Origin of the sequence: Microbacterium azadirachtae, assembly GCF_000956545.1 — a bacterium.
GTDB lineage: Bacteria > Actinomycetota > Actinomycetes > Actinomycetales > Microbacteriaceae > Microbacterium > Microbacterium azadirachtae.
In genome coordinates this window covers 139,701-155,803 of sequence record NZ_JYIT01000085.1, presented here as the reverse complement: position 1 = coordinate 155,803, position 16,103 = coordinate 139,701, and the positions used below count along the sequence as shown (strand labels likewise).

General features: G+C 68.2%; 13 protein-coding genes and 1 tRNA gene. 2 read left to right on the top strand and 12 right to left on the bottom strand.

From position 1 onward, the window contains the following. Positions 1–3: 3 nt before the first annotated feature. The 4 genes from RL72_RS16815 to RL72_RS16800 all read right to left on the bottom strand — a co-directional run bounded on the left by RL72_RS16815 (position 4) and on the right by RL72_RS16800 (position 5,093). Positions 4–930 carry a carbohydrate ABC transporter permease gene (locus RL72_RS16815; protein WP_045252021.1) on the bottom strand — a complete coding sequence of 309 codons (927 nt, stop codon included), beginning with the start codon at positions 928–930 and terminating at the stop codon, positions 4–6. Then, a complete protein-coding gene (locus tag RL72_RS16810) occupies positions 927–2,009 on the bottom strand; it encodes a carbohydrate ABC transporter permease (RefSeq protein WP_082072473.1) in 1,083 nt (360 codons plus the stop codon). The genes RL72_RS16815 and RL72_RS16810 overlap by 4 nt, the downstream gene beginning before the upstream one ends. An 81-nt stretch (positions 2,010–2,090) precedes the next feature. Continuing rightward, on the bottom strand, positions 2,091–3,416 hold the full coding sequence (locus RL72_RS16805; protein ID WP_045252020.1) for an ABC transporter substrate-binding protein: 1,326 nt from the start codon (positions 3,414–3,416) through the stop codon (positions 2,091–2,093). A 42-nt stretch (positions 3,417–3,458) separates the two neighbouring features. Then, entirely contained in the window at positions 3,459–5,093 is a 1,635-nt protein-coding gene (locus tag RL72_RS16800; RefSeq protein WP_052674470.1) for a GH39 family glycosyl hydrolase, read from the bottom strand. A gap of 171 nt (positions 5,094–5,264) precedes the next feature. Here RL72_RS16800 and RL72_RS16795 point away from each other — a divergent pair, with 171 nt between their 5' ends. After that, the gene (locus RL72_RS16795; RefSeq protein ID WP_082072472.1) at positions 5,265–6,317 is read left to right on the top strand and encodes a LacI family DNA-binding transcriptional regulator; all 1,053 of its coding nucleotides are present in this window, start codon (positions 5,265–5,267) and stop codon (positions 6,315–6,317) included. A gap of 55 nt (positions 6,318–6,372) precedes the next feature. Here RL72_RS16795 and RL72_RS16790 read toward each other — a convergent pair whose 3' ends face one another. The 4 genes from RL72_RS16790 to polA form a co-directional block, all read right to left on the bottom strand. Then, positions 6,373–7,137: an SGNH/GDSL hydrolase family protein gene (locus RL72_RS16790; RefSeq protein WP_045252018.1), complete on the bottom strand. Its 765-nt coding sequence runs from the start codon at positions 7,135–7,137 to the stop codon at positions 6,373–6,375. A gap of 52 nt (positions 7,138–7,189) precedes the next feature. Then, positions 7,190–8,224 carry an LLM class flavin-dependent oxidoreductase gene (locus RL72_RS16785; RefSeq protein ID WP_045252017.1) on the bottom strand — a complete coding sequence of 345 codons (1,035 nt, stop codon included), beginning with the start codon at positions 8,222–8,224 and terminating at the stop codon, positions 7,190–7,192. Positions 8,225–8,309: 85 nt separating this feature from the next. Then, complete coding sequence (locus RL72_RS16780) at positions 8,310–9,995, bottom strand: DUF885 domain-containing protein (RefSeq protein WP_045252016.1); 1,686 nt, start codon at positions 9,993–9,995, stop codon at positions 8,310–8,312. A 92-nt stretch (positions 9,996–10,087) separates the two neighbouring features. Beyond that, on the bottom strand, positions 10,088–12,718 hold the full coding sequence (polA, locus tag RL72_RS16775; protein ID WP_045252015.1) for a DNA polymerase I: 2,631 nt from the start codon (positions 12,716–12,718) through the stop codon (positions 10,088–10,090). Between the two features lie 94 nt (positions 12,719–12,812). Here polA and RL72_RS16770 point away from each other — a divergent pair, with 94 nt between their 5' ends. Continuing rightward, positions 12,813–13,214: a hotdog fold thioesterase gene (locus tag RL72_RS16770; protein ID WP_045252156.1), complete on the top strand. Its 402-nt coding sequence runs from the start codon at positions 12,813–12,815 to the stop codon at positions 13,212–13,214. A gap of 9 nt (positions 13,215–13,223) precedes the next feature. On the opposite strand, the gene RL72_RS16765 is transcribed toward RL72_RS16770, so the two are convergent. From RL72_RS16765 to pyk, 4 genes are all read right to left on the bottom strand, one after another. Further along, positions 13,224–13,775 (bottom strand): GNAT family N-acetyltransferase, encoded by a 552-nt coding sequence (locus RL72_RS16765; protein ID WP_045252014.1) that lies wholly within the window; start codon positions 13,773–13,775, stop codon positions 13,224–13,226. A 3-nt stretch (positions 13,776–13,778) separates the two neighbouring features. Next, on the bottom strand, positions 13,779–14,396 hold the full coding sequence (locus tag RL72_RS16760) for an ANTAR domain-containing response regulator (RefSeq protein ID WP_045252013.1): 618 nt from the start codon (positions 14,394–14,396) through the stop codon (positions 13,779–13,781). Positions 14,397–14,484: 88 nt separating this feature from the next. Continuing rightward, positions 14,485–14,570: transfer RNA gene (locus tag RL72_RS16755), tRNA-Leu, on the bottom strand. 76 nt (positions 14,571–14,646) lie between these two features. Further along, a complete protein-coding gene (gene pyk, locus RL72_RS16750; protein WP_045252012.1) occupies positions 14,647–16,095 on the bottom strand; it encodes a pyruvate kinase in 1,449 nt (482 codons plus the stop codon). Positions 16,096–16,103 lie beyond the last annotated feature (8 nt).

Here is a 16,103-nt window from a genome sequence, read left to right as displayed (position 1 = left end):
CCGTCAGCCTTTCACCGCGCCCGCCATGACCCCGGAGACGAGCTGCTTGCCCGCGGCGATCAGCACGATGAGCAGCGGGCTCGCGACGAGGAACACGCCCGCCATCACCAGTCCCGTATCCGAGGTGTACACACCTTTCAGTTGCGGGACGACCAGCGGCATCGTGAGCTGCGAGCGCAGGACGACGGACGGCCAGAAGAAGCTGTTCCAGGAGCCGATGAACGTGAACAGGGCGAGTGTCGCCGCCGCCGGCCTGGCCGCGGGCAGGGCGATCGACCAGAAGGTGCGGATCATCGACGCGCCATCCACGCGCGCAGCCTCGACGAGCTCGTACGGCAATGCCTCTTCGAGGTACTGAGTCATCCAGAACACGCCGAAGGCGCCCACGAGACCCGGCACGATGAGCGCCGCTACGGAATCCATCCATCCGAAGTCGTTCATCATCACGAAGAGCGGGATGGTACCGACCTGCGCGGGGATCACCATGGTCGCGATCACGGCCACGTACAGACCGCGACGACCGCGGAAGCGCAGCTTCGAGAAGCTGAACCCGGCCAGTGTCGAGAAGAACACGACCGAGACGCTCACGGTCAGCGCGACCAGCAGCGAGTTCGCGAACGCGAGCCAGACGCTGAACTGATCAGAGGAGAAGATCGTCCCGAAGTTCGCGAGCAGCCGCAGCGTCGGCAGCCATCGGGGAAGGCTTCCGACGGACCGGGTGATCTCGGTGGTGGTGGACGAACCGTACATCGCCGCTGCGTAGAGCGGGAAGATCGACAGTACGAAGACCACGGTCAGGGCGCCGTAGGTGAACCAGCCCGGACGACGTGAGGCACCGTGCGCGGCGATCGGGCGCCCGCGGGCGGCGCGCCTCTTCGCGTACCGGGCCGCCGACCGGCCCGCGGTGTTCTCGATGAATGAGCTGCTCATCGTGATGCTCCTTCATTCGTGTCGTCCGCGACGGCGGGCGGTGGCATCGGGCTTGTCTCGGTAGGAGAACCGCTGCGGCGAGGTCGTCCGCGGGCGGGGCGCTCCGCGTGCGGTCCGCCCGAGGACGAGATCGCGCGGGTGAGGACGAAGTTGAGCAGGGAGATCAAGAGGATGATCAGAGCGAAGATCCAGCCGACTGCCGCCGCCTGGCCGAGTCGGTCCTGCCAGTCCCCGAAGCCGAGGTTGTAGAGGTACAGCACCACGGTGGTCCACTGGTTGTCGGCACCGCCCTGACCGCCGCCGGTGCCGCCGCCGTCGAAGAGGCGCGCCTCGTCGAAGACTTCGAGCCCGCCGATCGTCATCGTGAGGATCACGAAGATCAGCGTCGGGCGGATGCCCGGAAGCGTGACCGAGAAGAACTGGCGGATGCGGCCCGCACCATCCACGGTCGCCGCTTCGTACAGGTCGCGAGGCACCGCCTGCATCGCGGCGAGGAGGATGAGCGCGTTGTAACCCGTCCACCGGAAGACGACCATCGAGCCGATGGCCACATGCGACAGCAGGCGATTCTGGAAGAACGGCGAGGTACTGTCGGTGAAGAGCCCGAGAGTGTGCAGGTTGGGCACGAGAATGCCGAACTGCCCGAAGACCTGGCCGAAGATCATCGAGGTCGCGACAGGCATCACGACGAACGGGATGAGCACGCTCATGCGCCAGAAGGTGCGGGCGCGGAGGTTCTGGTCGAGGATCGTCGCGATGAAGAGCGCGAGGATGAGCTGCGGGATGCCACCCCACAGGAAGATCGAGACCGTGTTCTCGAGAGACTGCCAGAACAAGGGCTGTCGCAGCACCCAGCCGAAGTTGTCGAGTCCGACGAAGGCGCCCATGCCTGCCCGCCGGTCCCACTGGTGGAGAGCGACGACGATGTTGAACAGCAGCGGAAACGCGCCGAAGATGGCGAACGCGATGAAGAACGGCGACACGTAGAGGTAGGGCGACAGCTTGACGTCCCACCGGGACAGTCGCTGCCCCCACCCCCAGCGCCTGACGGGACGCGGCGCACGCAATTCACTGACCATCGATCCAACCTCCCAGGCATGCGGACTGGTTCACGCAGATTGCGGGTCCGGTCTCGAAAGGCCGAGACCGGACCCGTCCCATCACTTCTTCGCCGTGTCGAAGCCGAGTGCGTTGAAGTCGCTCACGACTTTGTCCCAGGCCTGCTGGGGGGTCGCAGCGCCGGATTCGACGAGGCTGATGCCGTTCGTCGCCAGTTTCTGGATGCCGGCGAAGTTCTTGCCCCGGAATCCACCCGCTGCGGAGTCACCGGCTTTGGCCGCCAGATCGCCGTAGATCTTGCCGAGCTGCTGACCGCCGAAGAAGTCGCTCTTGGTGTCAGCGATATCCGGGCTCTTGATGGCGTCGGTCTGCGACGGGAACTGGCCGTTCTTGTGGAACCACTGGATGGCGGCGTCCGAGGAAGTCAGGTAGTCGGCGAGTTTGACCGCCCAGGCGGTGTGCTTCCCGGTCGCGGGTACCGCGAAGAACGATCCGCCCCAGTTGCCGCCACCCTCTGGGAACGTGCTCGAGACGCGCCACCCCGAGACGCCGTCGGCGTTGCTCGCGATGATGCCGGACATCCAGGCGGGGGTGACGACGGTCGCCCACTTCTTGTTCTGGAATCCGGCTCCCCAGTCGGCGTTGCCGATCGGGATGCCGGCCGAGATGTGATCCTGCGCGGCGTCCGCGAACATCATGAAGAGCTTCTTGATCTCCGCGTTGTCTGCCATGTCGTAGGGCTTGCCGGACTTGGGGTCCTCGAACGCGGCGGGCAGCAGGTTGATCGCCGCCTGGAAGGCGCTGGAGAGCGAGTCGATGAAGTAGTTGTCGGAGTGGGCGACGTACTGGCGGCCGGCGTCGAGGAACGACTGCCACGTCGCGTCGTCGCCACCGATGAAGGTGCTGAACGAAGCCTCGTCGGTGGCGACACCGGCGGCGGACAGCATGTCCTGGTTGTACGCGATGCCGAGCGGGCCGATGTCAGTCCCGTAGCCCTTGATCTTGCCGTCGACCGAGCCCTGTGTGACCTTCCAGTCGACCCAGCGGTCGGGGACGGCGGGAAGCGTCACCCAGTCCGAGGGCACGCTCATCGTCTCGGTCCACGAGTCGAGTTCGATCAGGTGGACATCGGACAGTCCTGAGCCGTTCGAGGAGAGTCCGTTGCGCACCACCGTCTGCGCGGACGCGCCATCGGGGTACTTGTTCACGACGACCTTGATGCCGTACTTCTTCTCGAAGGATTGGATGAGCTCCGGAGGGAAATCCATCCATGCGGCGACGGTGAGTTTGGCCGGCTTGTTGGCCTCGGTGGCCGTGCCGCCGCCGCTGCCGTTGCCGCCGCTGCCCCCGCCGCTGCACGAGGCGAGCCCCAGGGTCGCAACGAGGGCGGATGCCCCGATTGCGATGATGCGTGTGCTGATTCTCATGATGAGGTCCTTTCGTGACCGGGCGTTCGTGGAAGACCCGGCTCAGGCGTCTGCCGGGGCGAGGGACATGACAGCCCATGGGGCGAGGGTGATGTCAATCGTCAGCGCTCCGTCGTCGTCGACGCGGAGCGTGGAACGGTCGAGGTCGTCGGCGATCGCCGCGAGGTTGGCGACGTCTCGGCGACTGAGGTTGAGGGGCTCGCCCCGTTCGTGCCAAGCCTGTGCCACGTTGCCGTGATCCTGATCCAGGATCTCGACTGCGTAGGTCTCCCCTGGCACGAGCCCGTCGATACGATGCCGGATGCTGCGGGCGGGTCCCTCCTGTGCCAGATGCAGAGTCTGCGCGTAGCTGTTCGCACCGCCGACGGAGCGCGACCCCATGGAGTCGGGATAGTTGAAGAAGACGGCGGCGACAGCGCGCTCCGCGGTGCGGGTGATGATGCCGTGGTCGGTCTGCAGCGCGATGCGGGATCCGAGGCGGTTGAGCATCGCCATCGCGTGGAAGGTCGGTTTGTGGATCCCGTTCTCGTTCACGAACCCGAAGCCGCCGTGGAACGGTCCGATGCCACCCCCGCCTTCTTCGAAGACGTCGGTGAAAGTCCAGTAGGAGATCGAGTCGGTCAGATCGTGCGACTGCAGGAACGCCCGGACGATGTACGTCGCGGCGAAGACGGTGTCGTGCATGTGGTCGCGGCTCGAGGGCGAGGTGGACCACTCCGTGATGTGCAGTTCGGCGTTCGGGTAGGGCGAGTCTGCGATGATCGCGCGCATCGTGGCGAGGTCGTTCCGGGTCGCATCGCGGTCGCGGCTGATCGCACGCCCGACGCCGTTGGTGTCGAAGGCGTAATCGGTCGGATAGAGGTGTGTCGACAGGAAGTCGATGGGAACGTCGCGTTCGGCGCAATAGGCCAGGAACTCGTGGATCCACACGGGCTTCCACGGCAAGGCGGCCGGATCGGTTGCCTCTGCCGTCGTGTACTCCACGGACTGGTCGTGGTACTCCCCGTCGTAGCGGGCGTCCGGCACGAACACCGACGAGGACGGACCGCCGACCCTGATCCCGGCGTCGATCCTCTTCACTGCGGTGGCGGTTGCGGCGTAGAGCTCGAAGTACTCGGTCCTGGTGCCGGTCCAGAAGTGCGGAACGAGGTTCGGCTCATTCCAGACCTCGAACGGCCAGGTGCGTACTTCGTCACGGCCGTAGCGATCGATCCAATGCTCGACCGTGGCCGTCACCAGGCCCAACCAGGCGCTCATGTCCTTCGGAGGGCTGCAATGGGCGTTCCACCAGAACACGGTCTCCGTGCGGGTCGCCAGTTCGCGCGGCATGAAACCGAGTTCGACGAACGGCCGTGCTCCCGTGTCCAGGATCGCGTCGAACACCTTGTCGACATAGGCGAAGGTGTACACGGGGACTTCCCGCGGCACACTGGGGCCGAACCCGCCGCCATCGGACGTCCGGTACACGAACATGTCGTCGTGGAAGAGCCCGTGGAAGCGGACGTGCCGCGCGCCGAGCGTCGCGACAGCCTCGCGGAAATGTGCCTGCCAATCCGCGCGAAGGGCTTCGTTGGCGCGTCCCGCGCCGATGCACTCACTCCAGACATGGCGCAGCGTCCGGTCGACGGCGACTTGGTCGTCGATGAGCAGCATGGCCGGCATTACCTCCACCGACATTTCGACCTCCCTTGGACGAGAGTGGCAACACCGCCACTCGAAAACGAAATTGTTTCGATCTCGTTTCGTTGGAAATGTAGTGGCTGCCAACGAATGGTGTCAAGAGTGTCGTCTCTGTTCCACTGACACTCGCGATATGATGCACGAAACTTTTTCGTTGAGGAGGCTCTCGTGACTGATTCCCTGCCACACCGTGCAACGCTGGCGGACGTCGCGGAGGCCTTGGGCGTTTCCAAGGCAACGGTCTCGAAAGCGCTCAACGGCCGCGACGGGATCTCGCCGGAGACTCGCGAGCGCGTCCTGGCGACGGTTGCCGCACTCGACTACCGCCCGACGACGAGCCCATCGCCGTCCGCTTCACGCCGCGCGATCGCGGCGGTCTTCGACATCCCCGGATCGCCGTACATCCTCGGTGTGCTCCAAGGGGCGCTGGCGGCGGCGACCGCAGGGCATCTCGACCTGCTGACGCGCCTGGCCCCCGAAGGCTCGTCGCGTCGGAGGCGCGCCGTCGCGCGCAATTGGATCGCCGATCAGCGGGCGGCGGGGGTGGTGGGGATCGTCGGACTCACGCTGTCCGAGCCGGACGGCCTGATCGCGGCGGCGAGCGAGGTGGGCATGCCGTTCGTCATCGTCGACCCGGTGGACACCCACAGCCGCAACCTGGTCAGCATCGGATCAAGCAACTGGGCAGGCGCGCGCAACGCCACGGAGCACCTCCTCACCCTCGGACATCGGCGCATCGCGTGGGTCGGTGGTCCCGCAGCTTCCGACGCGGCGCGCGAACGGCTCTACGGGTACCGAGCCGCGCTCGACGCCGCCGGCATTCCGGTGGACCCTCTCCTCACGAGGACGGGTCGCTTCGATACGACGTCCGGTTCGGAGCATGCACGCGAGCTTCTCGCGCTGGGGCAGCCGCCCACCGCGATCATGGCGGGCGACGACGAGATCGCGGTGGGGGTCCTCGCCACTGCGCACGCCATGGGTATCCGCGTGCCCGAGGATCTGAGTGTCACGGGCTTCGACGACACGCCCCAGTCCGCGTGGACCACCCCGCCCCTGACCACCGTCCACCAGCATCTCGAAGGCATGGGCGAGGTCGCCGTGCAGACGATCCTGGCCATGGGGGACGGCGGTCGCCCGGCTTCTCGACGGATCGAGCTCGCGACCACCCTCACGATCCGCAGCAGCACCGGGCCGGCACCGACTGCCCGGACGCGGGCGTAGGAGTTCCAGGCCTTCCTCGCCCGCGTCGGGCACGGAGAAAAGCGGGGCCGGCCGCTCAGCCCTCGGAGGGGCGGACCTCGGTCCAGTCCGCGAACTTGGGGCGGCGCCCGTCCCCGGAGGAGCGTCGGGTGACGCGCCGCTTGATCCAGGGACCGACGTGCCTGCGGTAGTACGCCGCCGTGCTCAGCGGCTCGGACTCGGGCGCGTCGTGGGCGTGCCACCACTCCCCGGGCGCCCCCGCGCCGACGGCGTCGAGCACCCGGGCCGCGACGCGGTGGTGACCGTTCGCGTTCATGTGCAGGCGGTCCTCGGCCCAGTACTCCGGCCTGCTGAGCTCACGATCCGGCCAGTTCAGCGCCTGCACCACGTCCGGCCTGTCCTGGATGCGCCGCAGCATGGCGGCGGACAGCTCGTCGCCGCGCCGCTGGATCAGCGACGTCAGCGGCAGCTGCGCGGATGGGTTCGCGCCGGACAGCACGATGAGCGTGACACCCGCCTCATCGCAGCGGCGGAGCACGCGCGTGAAGGCGTCGGCGATGTGCTCGATGTCCGCCCTGGGACGCAGCATGTCGTTGCCGCCGGCGTTGAAGGACAGGTGAGTGGGGCTCAACGCGAGCGCCGGCTCGAGCTGCTCCTCGACGACGGGCCATGCGAGGCGTCCCCGGATCGCCAGGTTGGCGTAGGAGATGGGCTCTCCCAGCGCGTCGGCCCAGCCGAGCGCAGCGAGATCGGCCCACCCGCGTACGGTGCCGTCGGGCAGCTCGTCGCCGACGCCCTCACTGAAGGAGTCGCCGATGGCGACGAAGCGGACCTCGGTCATCCTCCCAGCCTACGACGGCCGGGACCGCGGAGCCGGCGCGCGCCACGGGCGTTCAGTCGTCGGCGAGAAGGCGACGCACCCGCGGGATGACCTCGGTGCCGTAGAGCTCGATGCTGCGCATCAGCGCCTCGTGCGAGGTGGTGCCGGTGGCGTACTTGAGGTCGAAACGGCCCAGACCCAGGGTGCGCACGGTGTCCGCGATCTTGGCGGCGACCCGCTCCGGCGATCCCGCGTAGACGGCACCCTCGGGGCCCACCTCGTTCTGGAACTGCGCGCGGCTGTAGCCCGTGCCCCAGCCTCGCTCCGCCCCGATCGTGTTGCGCATCGTCTCGAAGCCCGGATACGCGGTGGACCACGCCTCCTCGTCGGTGTCGGCGATGTGACCGGGCGAATGCACCGCGACCGGAAGCGCGGGGTTGCCGAATGCGTCGACCGAGCGGTGGTACAGATCCACGAACGGACGGAAGCGCGCCGCCGGACCGCCGATGATCGCGAGCATCAGGCCGAGGCCGTGGCGCGCCACCCGCACGACCGACTCGGGCGAGCCGCCGACGCCGACCCAGGTGCGCATGCCCTTCTCCGTCTTCGGGAAGACGTCCGCGTTCTCGAGCGGCGGGCGCACCGTCCCCTGCCAGCTCACCGGCTGCTCCTTGAGGAGTTCCACGAACAGCTCGAGCTTCTCCTCGAAGAGGCGGTCGTAGTCACGCAGGTCGAAGCCGAACAGCGGGAACGACTCGGTGAACGATCCGCGTCCGAGCACCACTTCTGCGCGGCCGCCCGAGAGCGCGTCGAGCGTGGCGAAGCGCTCGTAGACGCGCACCGGATCGTCTGAGCTCAGCACCGTGACAGCCGTGCCCAGGCGCAGCCGCTCGGTGCGGGAGGCGATCGCGGCCAGCACCATCTCGGGGCTGGAGACCGCGAAGTCCTTCCGGTGGTGCTCCCCCACGCCGAAGAAGTCCACTCCGACGCGATCCGCGAGGGCGGCCTGCTCCACGATGTTGCGGATGGTCTGCGCCGCGCTGAGAGCATTGCCCTCTGCATCGACCGTGATGTCGCCGAACGTGTCCAGCCCGAACTCGATGTCCATTCCCGAACCTCTTTCTATTCACTTGAATGAACTGAGGAGGGGTCGCGGACATTCCCGCGACCCCTCCTGGCCGGAGCGAGCGTGCTCAGCCGACCTGGAACACGCTCCGCAGCGTGTCGAGACCGACGCCGCCCATGTCGAGAGCGCGCTTGTGGAACGCCTTGATGTCGAAGGCCGCCCCCTCGCGCGCCTTCACGGCGTCGCGCACCTGCTCCCAGATGCGCTGCCCGACCTTGTAGGACGGCGCCTGTCCGGGCCAGCCGAGGTAGCGGTTCACCTCGAACTGACGGAACTCGTCGGACATGTTCACGTTGCGGCGCATCATGTCGAGCGCGTAGTCGTGATCCCAGACGCCGTCGCCGTCGAGACGCGGCTTTCCGAGGTGCACGCCGATGTCGAGGACGACGCGCAGCGCCCGCATCCGCTGACCGTCGAGCATGCCGAGGCGGTCGGCCGGGTCGTCCAGGTAGCCGAGCTGCTCCATCAGGCGCTCGGCGTACAGCGCCCAGCCCTCCGCGTGCCCGGAGGTGCCGGCGAGCACCCTGCGCCAGGTGTTGAGCTCGGCGCGGTTGTACGTGGCCTGCGCGATCTGCAGGTGATGTCCCGGAACGCCCTCGTGGTACACGGTCGTGAGCTCGCGCCAGGTGTCGAACTCGGTCACGCCCTCGGGCACCGACCACCACATGCGACCCGGACGGGAGAAGTCGTCCGTGGGGCCGGTGTAGTAGATGCCGCCCTCCTGCGTCGGAGCGATCATGCACTCGAGCTCGCGGATCTTCTCGGGGATGTCGAAGTGGGTCGCGCCGAGCTCGGCGATCGCGCGGTCGCTCGTCTCCTGCATCCAGCGCTGCAGCGCATCGGTGCCGACGAGCTTGCGCGAGGGATCGGCCTCCAGGTGGGCGACCGCCTCCTCGACCGTGGCGCCGGGGAGGATCTCGTGGGCGATGGCCGTCTGCTCGGCGACCATGCGGGCGAGCTCCTCGCGTCCCCACTCGTAGGTCTCGTCGAGGTCGATCGTCGCCCCGAGGAACCGACGCGAGGCGAGTGCGTAGAGCTCTCGCCCGACCGCGTCCTGCTCGCCCGCCGCGGGCGCGAGCTCTGCGCTGAGGAAGGTGCGCAGCTCGTCGTACGCGACGCGCGCCGCCGCGGACCGGTCCGCGAGCTCGCGAGCCAGGCTCGCCGGAAGCTGTCCCTCCTCCATGGCGGCCTCTGCGACGAACGCGGCGAAGAAGCCATCGTCGGCGGTGTACCGTCCGATCTGCGTCGCCACCTCGACGACCTGGCGCCGTGCCGGGACGACGCCGCGCGCGATCCCTTCGCGCAGCGTGGCGGCGTATCCCTCCAGAGCGGCCGGGACTGCACCGAGACGCTCCGCGATCACGGCCCAGTCATCCGCGGTGGCCGTCGGCATGAGGTCGAACGCCTGGCGCACGTCCTGCGCAGCGGAGGCGATCACGTTCAGATCCCGCAGGTGCCATTGCGCGTCGTGCTGCTCGATCGAGAGCCGAAGCTCGGCAGAGAGGTCGGTCTTGGTGACGCGGTCGATCTCGTCGACGGGCTCCTGCGCGTCGAGCTCGGCGAGGACGCGGCGGGTCTCGGCGATCGCGTGCTCGTGTCCTGCCGGGCTGAAGTCGTCGAGACGGCCGTTCACCTCGTTGCGGCCGATGTAGGTGCCGAGGATCGGAGAGAGGTCGGTGAGGGTGTCGACCCAGCCTTCGGCGATCTGGTCGATGGCGGAGGGCGTGCGCGTCGTGGGCTGCTCTGCGGTCATCCTCTGAGCCTATCCACGGAACAGGATCCTCTCCATGGAACGACGCGTGCGCGGAGCGCGCGTCGTCCCACGGAGTCGGTGATCGCCTCAGCTCAGTGCGCGGCTTCGTTCCAGTCGGAGCCTCGGCCGACCTGCACGTCAAGAGGAACGGACAGGTCCGCCGCACCGCCCATGCGCTCGCGCACGATGCGCTCGGTCGCGTCCCACTCCCCCGGAGCGACCTCCACTACGAGCTCATCGTGGATCTGCAGCAGCACGCGCGACGCGAGGCCCTGCTCGAGCAGGTCGGCATGGATCCGGAACAGCGCGATCTTCATGATGTCCGCCGCGCTGCCCTGGATCGGCGCGTTCAGAGCCGCACGCTCGGCGTTCTCACGGAGCACGCGGTTCGGGCTGACCAGGTCGGGGAACGGGCGACGGCGCCCGAAGATCGTCTCGGTGTAGCCGACCTCCTTCGCGGCGAGGACGGATGCGCGCAGGTAGTCGCGCACGGCGCCGAACCGCGCGAAGTACTCCATCATCAGCTGCTTGGCCTCGGACTGCTCGATCCTCAGCTGCTTGGACAGGCCGAACGCGCTGAGTCCGTAGACCAGGCCGTACGACATCGCCTTGACCTTCGTGCGCATCGCCGCGGTGACGTCCTGCGGATCCACCCCGAACACGCGCGCGCCGACGAAGCGGTGCAGGTCCTCCCCGGAGTTGAACGCCTCGATCAGCCCCTCGTCGCCGGACAGGTGCGCCATGATCCGCATCTCGATCTGGGAGTAGTCGGCCGTGAGCAGCGTCTCGTAGCCCTCGCCCACCTGGAACGCGCTCCGGATCCGCCGTGACTCCTCGGTGCGCACCGGGATGTTCTGCAGGTTCGGGTCGGTGCTGGACAACCGGCCTGTCTGGCTGCCGGTCTGCACGTAGGTCGTGTGGACGCGGTGGTCGGCGCGGATCGCGGTGTCGAGCGACTCGATGATCTGGCGGAGCTTGGTCGCCTCGCGGTGCTGCAGGAGCAGATCGAGGAACGGATGCGGATTGCTCTCCTGCAGGTCGGCCAGCACCGCCGCGTCGGTCGAGTATCCGGTCTTCGTCTTGCGGGTCTTCGGCAGCTCGAGCTGCTCGAACAGCACTTCCTGCAGCTGCTTCGGCGAGCCCAGGTTGACCTCGCGTCCGATGATCTCGAACGCCTCGTGCGCGATCCCGCCGGCCCGCTCTCCGAGCTCCTGCGAGAAGCCGGAGAGGATCTCGTGCGACACCGCCACGCCCGCGAGCTCCATGTCGGCGAGCGTGAGGAGCGTCGGGAGCTCGATCTCGCGGAGCACCCGGTCCACGCTCTCCGGCACGTCGCCGCGCAGAGAGGCCGCGACCCGCGCCGTGAACCAGGCGAGCTGCGCGGGCGAGGCACCCTCGGTCTCGGGCACGAGCTGGCTCGGATCGGCTTCCGGGAGCTTCTCCCCGAGGTAGCGGTCGACGAGGTCGGCAAGCGTCTTGTCGGGGTAGCTCGGACGGAGCAGCCAGCCGGCCAGGTTCGTGTCGTACGCGAGTCCGCCCAGGCGCACTCCCGCGGTGCGTAGCGCCTTGACCTGCGGCTTCGCGTCGTGGAACACCTTCGGGGCATCCGATTCCAGCCAGTCGCCCAGGGCCGACTGCACCGCCGGGTCCCAGGAGAGCTCGACCAGATCGTCGCCGTGGGCGAGGCCGACGCGGCGCGGCAGACCGCCCGCGACCGTGACCTCCACGGCCACCTCAGCCGTGGCACCCGCCAGCCAGGCGGCGACGCCGTCCGCGGCGAGCTCGCGCGCGGCCGGGACATCGACGGCCGTGGACTCCTCCTCGGGGGCCTCCTCCCCGACCGCCTCGAACACGCGCGGAAGCAACGTGCGGAACTCGAGCCGCGCGAAGATGTCGCGCACGGCCTGCGCGTCGATCGGCTTGGTCACCAGGTCGGCGGGGCCGACCTCGAGCTCCACGTCCTGCAGGAGCCGGTTGAGCTTGCGGTTGCGCCGCACGTCGTCGAGGTGCTCGCGCAGGTTGCCGCCGACGACGCCCTTGATCTCATCCGCGCGATCGAGCAGCTCGTCGAGCGACCCGAACTGGGTGAGCCACTTCACCGCCGTCTTCTCGCCGACCTTCGGCACTCCGGGCAGGTTGTCGCTGGTCTCGCCGACGAGCGCCGCGATGTCGGGGTACTGGTCAGGACGCACGCCGTAGCGCTCCTGCACCGCGATCGGGTCGTACCGCTTGAGCTGCGACACGCCCTGGACGTTCGGGTACAGCAGCGTGACCTCGTCGTTCACGAGCTGGATCGTGTCGCGGTCACCCGAGACGACGAGCACGTCGTAGCCCTGCGCCGAGCCCTGGGCGGCGAGTGTCGCGAGGATGTCGTCGGCCTCGATGCCCTCCTTGGTGAGCACCGGGATCGACATCGCCGCGAGGCAGTCCTGCAGCAGCGGGATCTGGCCGCGGAACTCCGACGGCGTCTCCGAGCGCGTGGCCTTGTACTCGGGGTACTCGTCGGTGCGGAACGAGTGGCGGGAGGTGTCGAACGCGATCGCCATGTGGGTGGGCCGCTCGGCCTTGATGAGGTTCACCAGCATCGACAGGAAGCCGTAGATGGCGTTCGTGTGCTGGTTGTCCTTGGTGGTGAAGTTCTCCACCGGGAGGGCGAAGAACGCCCGGTATGCGAGCGAATGGCCGTCGACGACCATGAGGGTAGGCTTTGCGGAGTCCGTCACGACTTCAGCCTAACGACACCGGCGGACATCGAATCGAGGAGGATCCCGCGTGAGCGACCCGGCCGACACGAGCACCGCACCGGCCAGCCCCGGCATGGACTGGGCGGCCGAGCGCGGCATGGGCGCACTGGCCGAGAAGATGGGCCTCAGCTGGGTCGAGTTCTCCGTGGACCGCTGCGTCGCGACGATGCCGGTCGAGGGGAACACCCAGCCCGTGGGCCTCATGCACGGCGGCGCCTATGTGGTGCTGGGCGAGTCGCTCGGCTCGATGGCGGCCAACCTGCACGCCGGCCCCGGACGACTCGCGGTGGGCGTCGACATCAACGCCACGCACACCCGTTCGGCCACCAGCGGCCTCGTCACCGGGGTGTGCACGCCCGTGCACCTCGGCCGCAGCATCACCGTGCACGAGATCGCGATCAGCGACGATCAGGGACGCCGCTGCTCCACGATCCGGATCACGAACATGATCAAGGACCTGCCCGGCGCACGCTGATCGACGCGCTCAGGCGTCCGCGTCGACGGGATCCTCCAGGATCCGCTGGAACAGCAGGTGGTCCTGCCACTCCCCCGCGATGCGCAGATAGCGCGGCGCGAGGCCGATCCGGGTGAAGCCGAGCGCGTTCAGGACGTGCTGCGAGGCGGCGTTGTGCACCAGCGTCGCCGCCTGGATGCGGTGCAGGCCGAGGTCGTCCCTGGCCTGCGTGCAGACGCTCCGGACGGCTCGCCGCATGACTCCGCGACCGGCAACCTGCTGGTCGATCCAGTAGCCCAGGTGCGCGCTCCAGAAGGCTCCGCGCACGATGTCGCTGAGATTCACGCGGCCGACGATGCGGCCCCGGGCGTCCGTGAGGACGAAGGCCGCGCTGCGGCCCTCTGTCACGCTGCGCAGACTCTCCTCGACATGCGCCCCTTGCCGCTCCGCGGTGAAGAACGCGTCGGAGCGCAGCGGCTCCCAGGGAGCGAGGTGCTCGCGGTTTCGGGTGTACGCCGCCGCGAGCTCCGCGCCGTCTCCGGGCAGGAGCGGACGGAGACGGATCCCGCCCCCGAGATCCACGCCCTACTTCTTGGGAGCGAGCTGCTCGATGATCGCCTTGGCGACGTCCTGCATGGTGAGCCGGCGATCCATCGACGCCTTCTGGATCCAGCGGAACGCCTCGGGCTCGCTGAGGCCCATCTTCTCGTTGAGCAGGCCCTTCGCCCGATCCACGAGCTTGCGGGTCTCGAAGCGCTCGACCATGTCGGCGACCTCGGCCTCGAGCGTGATGATCTGCTCGTGGCGGGCCAGGGCGATCTCGATCGCGGGCAGCAGGTCGTTCGGCGTGAAGGGCTTCACGACGTAGGCGAGCGCGCCGGCCTCGCTCGCGCGCTCGACGAGCTCCTTCTGGCTGAAGGCCGTCAGGAGCACGACCGGGGCGATGTTGCCCTTGTGCAGCTTCTCCGCCGCGCTGATGCCGTCGAGCTGGGGCATCTTCACGTCCATGATGACGAGGTCCGGCCGCAGCTCGGTGGCCAGCTGCACCGCCGTCTCTCCGTCGCCGGCCTCGCCGACGACATCGAAGCCGTTGTCACGGAGGATCTCGACGATGTCGAGGCGGATCAGCGACTCGTCCTCGGCGACGACGACGCGTCGCGGAGCGGACGAGGCGGGCTGCTCAGGCTGCTGCTCTTCAGTCACGGATCCATCCTATCCGACCGGGGATTCGGATCATGCGAACGCTGGTGCCCGGGTGCGGAACGGCCCTGCGGCCGCCCCGCACCGCTCCTGGTGCCGGCGGTGGGACTCGAACCCACATGCCCTTTCGGACAAAGCATTTTGAGTGCTCCGCGTCTGCCATTCCGCCACGCCGGCCCGGATCGACTGTAGCGCACTCGCGGAGACGACGAACGCCGGCCCCCGTTGCGGGGACCGGCGTTCGCACGTGCGCTCAGTTCGTCGACTGGTAGGCCGGAGCGGCACCGTGCACGGTGTCGCCGACCCGGTGGATGCGCAGGTCGTTGGTGGAGCCGACGATGCCGGGAGGGGATCCGGAGATCACGACGACCTTGTCGCCGACCTCGGCGAGGCCAGAGCCCAGAAGGTGCTCGTCGACCTGGTGGAACATCATGTCCGTGTGCGGGACGAAGTTCACGAGGCTCGTGCGCACGCCCCAGGTGACCGCAAGGCGGCGACGGATGCCCGGGTCCGGGGTGTACGCCAGCATCGGGATGCGCGAGCGCAGCCGCGAGAGGCGTCGTGCCGAGTCGCCCGACTGCGTGAACACGCAGAGGAACTTGGCCTCGACGAACTCGGCGACCTCGAGCGCGGCGAGCGTGATCGCGCCGCCCTGCGTGCGCGGCTTCGTGGTGAGCGGCTGGATGCGCTCGAGTCCGTGGTCCTCGGTGGACTCGATGATGCGCGCCATGGTCTCCACGACGATCACGGGGTACTCCCCCACGCTCGTCTCGCCGGAGAGCATGACCGCATCGGCGCCGTCGAGCACGGCGTTGGCCACGTCGGACGTCTCGGCGCGCGTGGGCACCGGGCTGGAGATCATCGACTCGAGCATCTGCGTCGCGACGATGACCGGCTTGGCCATGCGACGGGCGAGCTCGACGGCCTGCTTCTGCACGATCGGCACGGCCTCCAGCGGGAGCTCCACGCCGAGGTCGCCGCGGGCGACCATGATCCCGTCGAACGCGTCGACGATCTCCTCGAGGTTGGCGACGGCCTGCGGCTTCTCGATCTTAGCGATGACCGGGACCTTCACGCCCTCTTCGGCCATGATCTCGTGCACGCGGGATACGTCGGCGGCGTCACGCACGAACGACAGGGCGATGAGGTCGGCGCCGGTGCGCAGACCCCAGCGGAGGTCGTCCTCGTCCTTCTCGCTCAGCGCAGGGACACTGACGGCGACGCCCGGCAGGTTGATGCCCTTGTTGTTCGACACCGCCCCGGCCACGACGACCCTGGTGGTGACGACCGTGCCGTCGGTGTCGACGACCTCGACGCGGACCTTGCCGTCGTCGATGAGCAGGAAGTCGCCCGCCTTGACGTCCTGCGGGAGACCCTTGAAGGTCGTGCCGCAGATGTCCTTGTTGCCGATGATGTCCTCGGTGGTGATCTTGAAGATGTCACCCACCGCCAGCTCGTAGGGGCCGGCCTCGAACTTGCCGAGACGGATCTTCGGGCCCTGCAGGTCGACGAGCACGGCGACCGCCCGGCCGGAGTCCTCCGCCGCACGCCGCACGTTCGCGTAGTTGTTCTCGTGCACGGAATAGTCACCGTGGCTCAGGTTCAGCCGGGCGACGTCGACGCCTGCATCGATGAGGGCCCGCACCGTCTCATACGTCGAGGTTGCTGGGCCAAGAGTGGCCACGATTTTGGCACGTCTCAATGCGTTCT